General features: G+C 71.6%; 10 protein-coding genes. 6 read left to right on the top strand and 4 right to left on the bottom strand.

What is annotated here, in order from left to right; genetic code table 11:
- Positions 1–67 precede the first annotated feature (67 nt).
- Both BIU91_RS08445 and ykgO read right to left on the bottom strand, forming a co-directional pair.
- Positions 68–724, bottom strand: coding sequence for a histidine phosphatase family protein (locus tag BIU91_RS08445; protein ID WP_042538188.1), 657 nt, complete (start codon positions 722–724; stop codon positions 68–70).
- Between the two features lie 28 nt (positions 725–752).
- Positions 753–875: a type B 50S ribosomal protein L36 gene (gene ykgO / locus BIU91_RS08440; RefSeq protein ID WP_017888460.1), complete on the bottom strand. Its 123-nt coding sequence runs from the start codon at positions 873–875 to the stop codon at positions 753–755.
- A gap of 45 nt (positions 876–920) precedes the next feature.
- Here ykgO and BIU91_RS08435 point away from each other — a divergent pair, with 45 nt between their 5' ends.
- A complete protein-coding gene (locus BIU91_RS08435) occupies positions 921–1,949 on the top strand; it encodes a GTP-binding protein (RefSeq protein ID WP_071405048.1) in 1,029 nt (342 codons plus the stop codon).
- A 230-nt stretch (positions 1,950–2,179) separates the two neighbouring features.
- On the opposite strand, the gene BIU91_RS08430 is transcribed toward BIU91_RS08435, so the two are convergent.
- Positions 2,180–3,712: an MFS transporter gene (locus tag BIU91_RS08430; RefSeq protein WP_071405047.1), complete on the bottom strand. Its 1,533-nt coding sequence runs from the start codon at positions 3,710–3,712 to the stop codon at positions 2,180–2,182.
- A 191-nt stretch (positions 3,713–3,903) separates the two neighbouring features.
- On the opposite strand from BIU91_RS08430, the gene BIU91_RS08425 reads away from it, so the two are divergent.
- Positions 3,904–4,428, top strand: a complete 525-nt coding sequence (locus BIU91_RS08425; RefSeq protein WP_071405046.1) for a DinB family protein — start codon at positions 3,904–3,906, stop codon at positions 4,426–4,428.
- Positions 4,429–4,712: 284 nt separating this feature from the next.
- On the opposite strand, the gene BIU91_RS08420 is transcribed toward BIU91_RS08425, so the two are convergent.
- The gene (locus BIU91_RS08420; RefSeq protein ID WP_071405045.1) at positions 4,713–5,675 is read right to left on the bottom strand and encodes a sugar-binding domain-containing protein; all 963 of its coding nucleotides are present in this window, start codon (positions 5,673–5,675) and stop codon (positions 4,713–4,715) included.
- 115 nt (positions 5,676–5,790) lie between these two features.
- Here BIU91_RS08420 and BIU91_RS08415 point away from each other — a divergent pair, with 115 nt between their 5' ends.
- The 4 genes from BIU91_RS08415 to BIU91_RS08400 all read left to right on the top strand — a co-directional run bounded on the left by BIU91_RS08415 (position 5,791) and on the right by BIU91_RS08400 (position 9,287).
- The gene (locus BIU91_RS08415; protein WP_071405044.1) at positions 5,791–6,273 is read left to right on the top strand and encodes a ribose-5-phosphate isomerase; all 483 of its coding nucleotides are present in this window, start codon (positions 5,791–5,793) and stop codon (positions 6,271–6,273) included.
- Positions 6,274–6,353: 80 nt separating this feature from the next.
- On the top strand, positions 6,354–7,430 hold the full coding sequence (locus tag BIU91_RS08410; protein ID WP_071405121.1) for an outer membrane lipoprotein carrier protein LolA: 1,077 nt from the start codon (positions 6,354–6,356) through the stop codon (positions 7,428–7,430).
- Positions 7,431–7,510: 80 nt separating this feature from the next.
- Positions 7,511–8,440: an ATP-binding cassette domain-containing protein gene (locus tag BIU91_RS08405; RefSeq protein ID WP_071405120.1), complete on the top strand. Its 930-nt coding sequence runs from the start codon at positions 7,511–7,513 to the stop codon at positions 8,438–8,440.
- Positions 8,427–9,287: an ABC transporter permease gene (locus BIU91_RS08400; protein ID WP_027466217.1), complete on the top strand. Its 861-nt coding sequence runs from the start codon at positions 8,427–8,429 to the stop codon at positions 9,285–9,287. Before BIU91_RS08405 ends, BIU91_RS08400 begins: the two co-directional genes overlap by 14 nt.
- Positions 9,288–9,313: the final 26 nt, after the last annotated feature.

Here is a 9,313-nt window from a genome sequence, read left to right as displayed (position 1 = left end):
CGGGCCTCCCGTCCGTTCGTGGTCGCGTTCGCGACCCGCTGGTCGCGTCGGCGACCCGCTGGTCGCGTCAGAAACGCTCGCCGGTGGGGTCGAGCGCCGTGCGGTCGATGAGCTGGTCGCCGCCGACCGGCTCGCCTTCCCAGTCGACCAGGCGCCAGCCGTCGGCGAACGAGCCCTCGAGCTCGACGATGCCGGTGTTCTCCAGGTGGCGCTTCGTGCCGAAGTGGTCCGGGGTGTTCTGCGCAGCTGCGCTCGCCCACGTGCGGATCGCGGCACCGTGACTGACGGCGGCGGCGACCGCGACCCCGGTGGCCTCGATCTGCCGGACGGCGTCGTCGTAGCGCTCGAAGAACTCGACGCCGCTCTCGGCACCGGGCATCCGGGTCGTCCGGTCGCCGCCGGACCAGCCGTGCACGGTGGAGATGTAGGTCTGCACGGACACCTTGTCGCTCTTGCCCTGGGTGTCGCCCGCCTCGATCTCGCGCAGGCCCGGCAGCACCACGGGCTCCAGGCCGAGCGAGGTCGCCAGGGGCGCCGCGGTGATCTGCGTGCGGACCATCGACGACACGAACAGTCGCTCGATCCCCCGGTCGGCGAGCGCTGCGGGCAGGGCGTCGGCCTGCTGCTGCCCGAGCTCGGTCAGCCCCGGTCCGGGCACCACGGCATCGAGGATGCCGTGCACGTTCGCGGGGGTCTGGCCGTGGCGGATGAGCAGCAGTCGCATGCCGCCACCCTACGGACCGCCGCTGACGTCAGCCCTGCCGGGTGTTCCAGCGGGGGTTCTTCTTGTTGATGACGTAGACGCGACCCCGGCGTCGGACCACCTGCGAGCCGGGGATCTTCTTCAGGGCCTTGAGGGAGTTGCGGACCTTCACGACGAGCCTCCTTGTTGATAACAGTTTTCAGTTACAGTAGCGGACATGCGTGCTGCTGCCATCACCCTCGTCACCGCCCTGCACCAGGTCGACGCCGACCGCGTCGCCGCCCGGATCTCGGACGGACACCGGATGCACGTCGCCGGGAGTGCCTTCGCCACCGCCCGCGCCGTGGCCGACCGCGCCGACCAGCTCGACCGGGTCTGCGGACCCGACGCGGGCCACGGGCTCGTCGTCACTCTGCACCCGGGGGCCGATGCCCGAGCGGTCGGCATGCTGCTCGCCAACGCGGCACGGTCCGAGACCGGCGACGACCGGGTGCTGCGGCACGTCGTCGGGGTGCTGCGGGCCGACGACGTCGCGCACCTGCTGTGGTCGGACGTCGACGACGCGTTCGTGGCCGCGGACCGGATGGCCGCACTCGTCGAGTACGCGACGGTGATCGCCCTCGACCGCATCGAACCGCTGTCGGGCCGTCGGCGACGGGCGCTCGTGTCACTGCTGCACCGGATGGCACCCCAGGCCGTGATCGTCGCCCTGCCCGCGATCCGGAGCGCCGCCGACCTGCCGGCCTCGAACGGTGGAGCCGCGCGGGTGCTCGCCACCGGTGCCGGCTGGATGCGGGCGCTGTCGAGCGGTGCGGACACCGGGCGTGAGGCCCGCGACGCCCTGGTCTCGATGCGCTACCGGGAGCCGCTGCCCTTCCACCCCGGACGACTGTCTTCCGTCATCGCCGACGACCTGTCCGCCGGGGTGAACGGCCGCGTGCTGCGGTCGCGGGGGTTCTTCCGCCTGGCGTCCCGGCCGGACCACGTCGGCTCGTGGTCGAGCTTCGGGTCGATGCTCGCGCTCGACCCCACCGCGAACCCGTCGTGGGACGCCGACGCCCCGATCGGGCAGGCGCTGTGGTTCGTCGGCGAGCAGCTCGACGTCCGGGCGATCGAGCGGGCGCTCGACGGGGCGCTGCTCACGCCGTCGGAGCTGCTCGCCGGGCCGGACGTCTGGCGCGGCTGGCCGGACCCGTTCCCGGTGTGGCCCGCGGTGGACCCGGCGTCGGAGCACCGGCACGAGTGAGGGTGCGCGTGTGCGGGCGAGTGCGCACTCGTCTTGCGACAGAGCACGAGTCGATCGACGCGTGCATCGTCGCCTCATGCGCACACATCCGCTCCGTGCGCATGCTGCGACAGAACGCGCGTCGATCGTCGCGTGGATCGTCGCAGTGTGCGCACGCACGGACGGGAGGCGCGGTGCGGGTCGGACCCGCACCGCGCCTCCCGTCCGTGGTCACGTCGAGAACCGCAGCGTCACCGCACCGGCGACGCCTCCCGCGCAGCAGCCTCGCGCGCAGCGGCAGCCGCCGCGTCCTGCGCCGCGAACGGCAGGTCACCGAGGTCCAGGTGCGGGTTCGTGTCCTGCGTGAGCACGAGCTCCTTCGCCTCGTCCTCGGTCTCCACGGCCGGCATCGACCCGGGCAGCGGGCGCTGCGAGGACTCCTTCATGCAGAAGACACCGATCGCTCCGACGACGCTCATCGCCATCAGGAAGTACGCCGGCGCGAGCTCGTCACCCGTCGCGGTGAGCAGCGCCTGCACGATCAGGGGCGTGGTCCCACCGAACACCGCGATCGCGATGTTGTAGGCGAAGCCCATGCCGCCGTACCGCGTCGAGGTCGGGAACAGCGCCGGCAGCGACGCGGCCTGGTTCGACACCCACAGCGCGGTCATCAGCGCGAGCAGTCCGAGGCCGGCGAGCGTCGACCACTGCGCCCCGTGCCCGATCAGCATGAAGGCCGGCACGACGAGCACGACCGTGGTGGCCGCACCGATCCACATCACGACTCGGCGGCCGAGGCGGTCGGAGAGCTTGCCGGTCAGCGGGAGCATCACCGCGAGCAGCAGGAGCACCGGGATCGTCAGGAGCGTGCCGTCGATGGCGGAGTACCCGAGCGAGTCGGTCAGGTACGTCGGCATGTACGAGGTCAGGGCGTAGCCGACGGTATTCGACGCGGCGACGAGCATGATCGCGATGACGATCGGGCGCCAGTGCTGACGGACCATCGCGACGACGTTGGCCGGACGCTCTCCGTCGAAGGACGCACGGGACTCGGTCGCGGCCTCCTGCGCGGCCTGGGTCGCCTGGAACACCGGCGACTCCTCGATGCGCAGACGGAAGTAGATCGCCACGACGCCGATCACACCGGCCGCCAGGAACGGGAAGCGCCAGCCGTAGGCGGTCATCGCTTCTTCGCCGAGGGTGAGCTGCAGCACCGACACCACCGTGGCACCGAGCGCGAAGCCCAGGTAGCTGCCGAAGTCCAGGATGCTCGCGAAGAACCCGCGACGGCGGTCCGGGGCGTACTCCGTGACGAACGTCGTCGCCCCGGCGTACTCACCACCGGTCGAGAAGCCCTGCGCGAGCTTCAGCACGACGAGCAGGATCGGGCCGAACACGCCGATCGTCGCGTACGCGGGGAGCGCCCCGATCAGGAACGTCGACGCCGCCATCATGATCAGCGTCGTCGCGAGCACCTTCTGCCGGCCGATCTTGTCGCCGAGGCGTCCGAACACGATGCCACCCAGGGGCCGTGCGATGTAGGTCGCCGCGAACACCCCGAGGCTGAACAGGATCTGCACCGAGGGTTCGGCCGTCGGCAGGAAGACCTTCCCCATCGTGACGGCCAGGTAGCCGTACACACCGACGTCGTACCACTCCATGGTGTTGCCGACGACCATGCCGCTGACGGCTCGTCGCATCATGCTCTTGTCGACCACGGTGACGTCGCTCTCGCGCAGCCGTCGGTGTGGTCGGGTGTGGGTACTGCTGGGGTCGGAACCCATGCATCGCTCCTCGAGAAGATCGGTGGGCCGTCGGGAACCGGCCCAGAACAGCGAGCGACGTTACCGAGCAACCGAAATGTCATTGGCCGGTGATTCTCAGGGAACGGCGTGTCACCCGAACGGGGGTCCCCGCCGATCCGCACCAGTCCGGTGAACCCGAAAGCTGAGTAACGAGGCCATAACATCGGCCCATGGCGATCGAACCCGAGACGAAGAACTGGACGTGGGTCATCGAGTCCGCGTGTCCCGAGTGCGGCTACGACGGCAGCGCGGTGACCGTCCGCGACGTGCCGGGCATCATCGACGAGAACACGGCCGGGTGGCCCGGAGTCCTCACGCGCGACGACGTCCGTGACCGCCCGGACGACCACACGTGGTCACCGCTCGAGTACGGCGCCCACGTGCGGGACGTGCACCGGAAGATGGCCGAGCGCCTCGAGCTGATGCTCACCGAGGACGCCCCGACGTTCCCGAACTGGGACCAGGACGCCACCGCCGTCGAGGACCGCTACGGCGAGCAGGACCCCGCGGTCGTCGCTCGGGAACTGCGGGAGTCGGCAGACCGCGCGGCCCGGGCCTTCGCGGCGGTGCCCGACGAGGTGCTCGAGCGCACCGGGCTCCGGTCCGACGGCAGCGCCTTCACCGTTGCGACGCTCGCCACCTACTACGCGCACGACCCGGTGCACCACCTGTGGGACGTGCGGCGCACGCGCTAGACGTGGGACCACCGGCCTGGAGGCGCGGTGCGGCCCCGCCCCGCGCCTCCAGGCCGCCGACGGTCGCCCCCGAAACCGGGCGTACCTGCCGGACTCGGGCGTACCTGCCGGACTCGGGCGTACCTGCCGGACTCGGGCGTACCTACCGAAACCGGGCGTACCTGCCGGAATCGGGCGTACCTACCGAAACCGGGCGTACCTACCGGGAAGAAACGACCAGGTATGCCCGAAAGCACCATCCATCGCACGCGTGATGGGAAGGATCAGGCACCGAGCCGGAGCGCTCAGGCGAGTGCGTCGAGCACGGCACGCGCCGTCGCGGCGTCCGTCACCAGCTCGTTGACGAGCCCGCCCCGCACCGCGGCCACGATGCTCGTGACCTTCGCGCTGCCCACGGCGACCCCGACCGCGTGCGGCACGGTCGACAGGATCTCGCGCGAGGTCCGCACCATCCGGTCGCTGCCGGGGAACTCGATCGGCGAGCCGTCCGCGGCGTAGAAGTTGAGGCAGACGTCGCCGGCGGCACGGTCGAACGCGACGTCCTCGACCGGGATGCCCCGGGCCAGCGCGTCCCGCGTGTGGGTCGGCGCCCCGATGCCGAGGATCGCGCCCTTCGCCCGGCTCCAGAGCCCGACGACGTGCTGGAACGCCGGGTCCTCGTCGAGGGTGGACCGCATCACCGGGGACGGCAGCGCCTGGGCGAACAGGAACGCCGGGATCGCGCCGGAGTGCTCCGCGGCCGTCCGGGTGATCTCGTTCGTCTGGAACCACGGCATCGGGTCGGCCTGCCCGCCCACCGTCGGGACGAGCTGCACCCCGGGCATGGTCGGCATGCCGGACCGTGCGACGTCGTACACCGTGCGCCCCGACGACATCAGGACGGCGTCGCCGGGGACGAGCCCCATGCCCTCGACCGCGGCGGCCAGCGGCGCGGCCAGGTCGGCACCGAGCGTGGCGGCATGGGTGACCGCGGCGAGGTGCACCGCGCGGAGCCCGAGCACGACCTGCAGCCGTTCGGCGAGCGCCACGGTCTCGTCCTGGAACGGGTCGACGACCTCGATGCGGACGAGTCCGGCCTTGCGGGCCTCGGCCACGAGCCGCGAGACGGTCGGCCGCGAGACGCCGAGGCGCGAGGCGATCTCGACCTGGGTGGCGTCCTCGAGGTAGTACATCCGCGCCGCCTGGTAGACGGTGTCCAGCGGGAACCGGGTGCGGGCTCCGTCCGGGGTGGGGGTCTCGGCCGACATGGTGCGATGCTACCGCCACGCGCAACGCAGAAATTGTGTGCTGGACAGATGTCCACGGCCGTCGCAGACTGATTCGGGAGCGCCCGGAACCTCGGGGCGCGGGAGGAGCACAGACATGACGTACCGTCTCGTGATCGGGTCCGACGACGCCGGGTTCGACTACAAGGAGATCATCAAGGCCGACCTGCTCGCCGACGACCGGGTGTCCGACGTGCGGGACGTCGGCGTCGACGCGGACGGCCACACCGCGTACCCGCACGTCGCCGTCGACGCCGCACGGCTGGTGGCGAACGGCGAGGCCGACCGGGCGATCCTGATCTGCGGCACCGGACTGGGCGTGGCGATCAGCGCCAACAAGGTGCCGGGCATCCGCGCCGTCACCGCGCACGACTCCTACAGCGTGGAGCGCTCGGTCCTGTCGAACGACGCCCAGGTCCTCTGCATGGGGCAGCGGGTCGTCGGCATCGAGCTCGCGCGTCGTCTGGCGAAGGAGTGGCTCGGCTACGAGTTCGACCGTTCAAGTGCCAGCGCCGAGAAGGTCAACGCCATCTGCGAGTACGACGGCAGCGCGCCCGCGGGCGTCGACGCCCAGGCGTAGTCCCCCGCGCAACGCCCAGCTGCCTGTCGGGGGCCGGACGTACCGTACCGACGACTCCAATGCTCCACGAGGGGAACCCGATGAAGAAGTCAGCCTGGCTGCCAGCCGTCATCGCACCGGTCGTCGTCGCCGGCGCCGTTGCCGCGCCGATGATCGCGAACGCCGCGAACGACCCGATCGCGGGGACGAACCCCAGCGCGGCGGCCGTCATCGCCAGCATCGCGAAGTCGTCGGACGCCCAGTACTCGGGGAAGCTCTCGCAGACGAGCGCGCTCGGCCTCCCTGAACTGCCGACGGGTTCGGGCGGCTCCTCGCTCGAGGGCGACGCCTCCGACGTGCTCGGGCTGCTCACCGCGTCGCACACCGCCCGGGTCTACGTCGACGGCCCCGACAAGCAGCGCGTCCAGCTGACGCAGCAGCTCGCCGAGCAGGACGTCGTCCGCAACGGCTCGGACGTCTGGACCTGGGACTCGAAGGAGCGCACGGCCACGCACGTGACCCTGCCGAGCGACACCGCGGAGGACCCGCAGGACGGCACGACGACCCCGGCCGACATCGCGAAGCAGGCCATCGACGCGATCACCCCGACCACCACCGTGTCGAAGCCGACCGAGGTCAGCGTCGCCGGACACGACGCCTGGCAGATCACCCTGACGCCGAAGTCGTCCGACACCCTCGTCGGAGCCGTCCGGCTGGCCGTCGACCAGCAGACCGGACTCCCGCTCCGCGCGAGCGTCCAAGCCGCCGGCGCGGACGACCCCGCGGTGCAGGTCGGGTTCACGAGCCTCGACTACGGCGCCCCCGCTGCCCGGCTCTTCGACTTCACCCCGCCGTCGAACGCGAAGGTGACCGAGAAGGACCTGTCCGAGGCCGGATCCCACGCGAAGGGCGAGCACGGCGACCACCGTGGCACCCCGAACGGTGACGAGCCGACCTTCACCGGCACGGGCTGGAGCACCATCGCCGAGCTCCCCGCGGGTACGGTCGATCGGTCCGGGCTCGAGGGCGAGGCCTCGGGCCTGCTCGACCAGCTGACGAAGCCCGTCGACGGCGGCCGTGCCGTGCAGACGTCGCTCGTCTCGGTCTACCTGACCGACGACGGCCGCGTGCTCGCGGGTGCCGTGCCGGTCGCCTCCCTGGTCGACGCCGCGAAGTGAGCGCGGACGACCACGAGGTGAGCACAGCCGGGGCGAGCTCAGCCGACCACCAGGCGAGCACGGCCGGACCGGGACCCGACCTGGCGATCCGCACCACGGGCCTCCAGAAGGTGTTCCGCAAGCAGCGTGCGGTCGACGGGATCGACCTGGCGGTGCCGCGCGGCGCGGTGTTCGGGTTCCTCGGGCCGAACGGTTCCGGCAAGACCACCACGATCCGGATGCTGCTCGGGCTCTCGAGCGCGAGCGGCGGCACCATCGAGCTGCTCGGCGAACCGATGCCGAAGGCGCTGCACGACGTCCTGCCCCGCGTCGGCGCGCTCGTCGAGGGGCCGGCCTTCTACCCGTACCTGTCCGGCCGGGCGAACCTGCAGCGCTTCGACGCCGCCGACCCCACCTCGGACCCGCGTACCCGCAAGGCCCGCGTGGCCGGTGCCCTCGACCGCGTCGGGCTGACCCACGCGGCCGACAAGAAGGCGCACGCGTACTCCCTCGGCATGAAGCAGCGGCTCGGTCTCGCGAACGCCCTGCTGTCCCCGCGCGACCTGCTGGTGCTCGACGAGCCGACCAACGGCCTCGACCCGCAGGGCACCCGCGAGGTCCGCAACCTCATCCGCTCCCTGGCCGACGACGGCACCACGGTGTTCGTGTCGAGCCACCTGCTGGCCGAGATCGAACAGGTCTGCACGCACGCAGCCGTCATGCGGACGGGCAAGATCGTCGCGCAGGGCCCCCTCGACGAGCTGCGCGCAGCCGGGGCCCGGACCGTGACCGTGCGGACGCCCGACATCGGGCAGGCCGGTTCCGTCCTCACCCGACTCGGGCTCACCCCGCGGCACGACGGCGGGGCCGACGTACTGGTGGCCGACCTGCCGAACGAGCTGCTGCCGGAGACGATCACCACGGAACTCGTGCGCGCCGACGTCCGGGTCCGAGGCCTGACGGTGGGCGGCGGCACCCTCGAGGACCTGTTCGTCGCACTCACCGGAGAGGGATTCGATGTCGCAGCCTGACGCGGCCGTGCGCGACCTGCCCGTCCGCCGCCGGCAGCGCCCGTTCGCACTGCTCGGTTCCGAACTCGCGCTGGTGTTCCGGCGTCGCCGCACGTGGGCGATGCTCGGGGCGCTCGCGCTCGTGCCGATCCTGATCGCGGTCGCCGTGAAGCTCACCACCGACGGCGATGACGGCGGGCCGGCGTTCCTCGGCGACATCACCAACAACGGCCTGTTCGTGGCGTTCACCGCACTGACCGTGTCGATCCCGCTGTTCCTGCCGCTGACCGTCGGCGTGGTCGCCGGTGACACCGTCGCGGGCGAGGCCAGCCACGGCACGATCCGCTACCTGCTCGTCGCACCGACGGGCCGCGTGCGGTTCATCCTGGTGAAGTTCGCCGGTGCCGTCGCGTTCTGCCTGGCCGCCACCCTGCTGGTGGTGCTGGTCGGTGCGGCGATCGGCGCCGTGCTGTTCCCGATCGGCCCCGTCACGCTGCTCTCCGGCACCCAGGTGGGCGGCTGGTCGTACGCCGGACGCGCCCTGCTGCTCGCGCTGTACGTCGCGATGTCGATGCTCGGGCTCGTGGCGATCGGCATGTTCACGTCGACGCTGACGAACGTGCCGGTCGGCGCGATGGCCGCGACGGTCGTGCTCGCCGGGGCGTCGCAGGTGCTCGACCAGCTCCCCCAGCTCGACTGGCTGCACCCGTTCCTGTTCTCGCACCAGTGGCTCGGGTTCGGCGACCTGCTGCGCGACCCGATCTCGTTCGACTCGTTCGGGTCGAACGCGGTGCTGCAGCTCGGGTACGTCGTGGTGTTCGGGGCGCTGGCGTACAGCCGGTTCGCCTCGAAGGACATCCTGAGCTGACGCGGCAGGGGCCCGGCACGACGGTG

The organism is Curtobacterium sp. MMLR14_002 (assembly GCF_001864975.1).
Taxonomy (GTDB): Bacteria; Actinomycetota; Actinomycetes; order Actinomycetales; family Microbacteriaceae; genus Curtobacterium; species Curtobacterium flaccumfaciens.
This window is presented reverse-complemented; position numbering and strand designations above follow the sequence as displayed.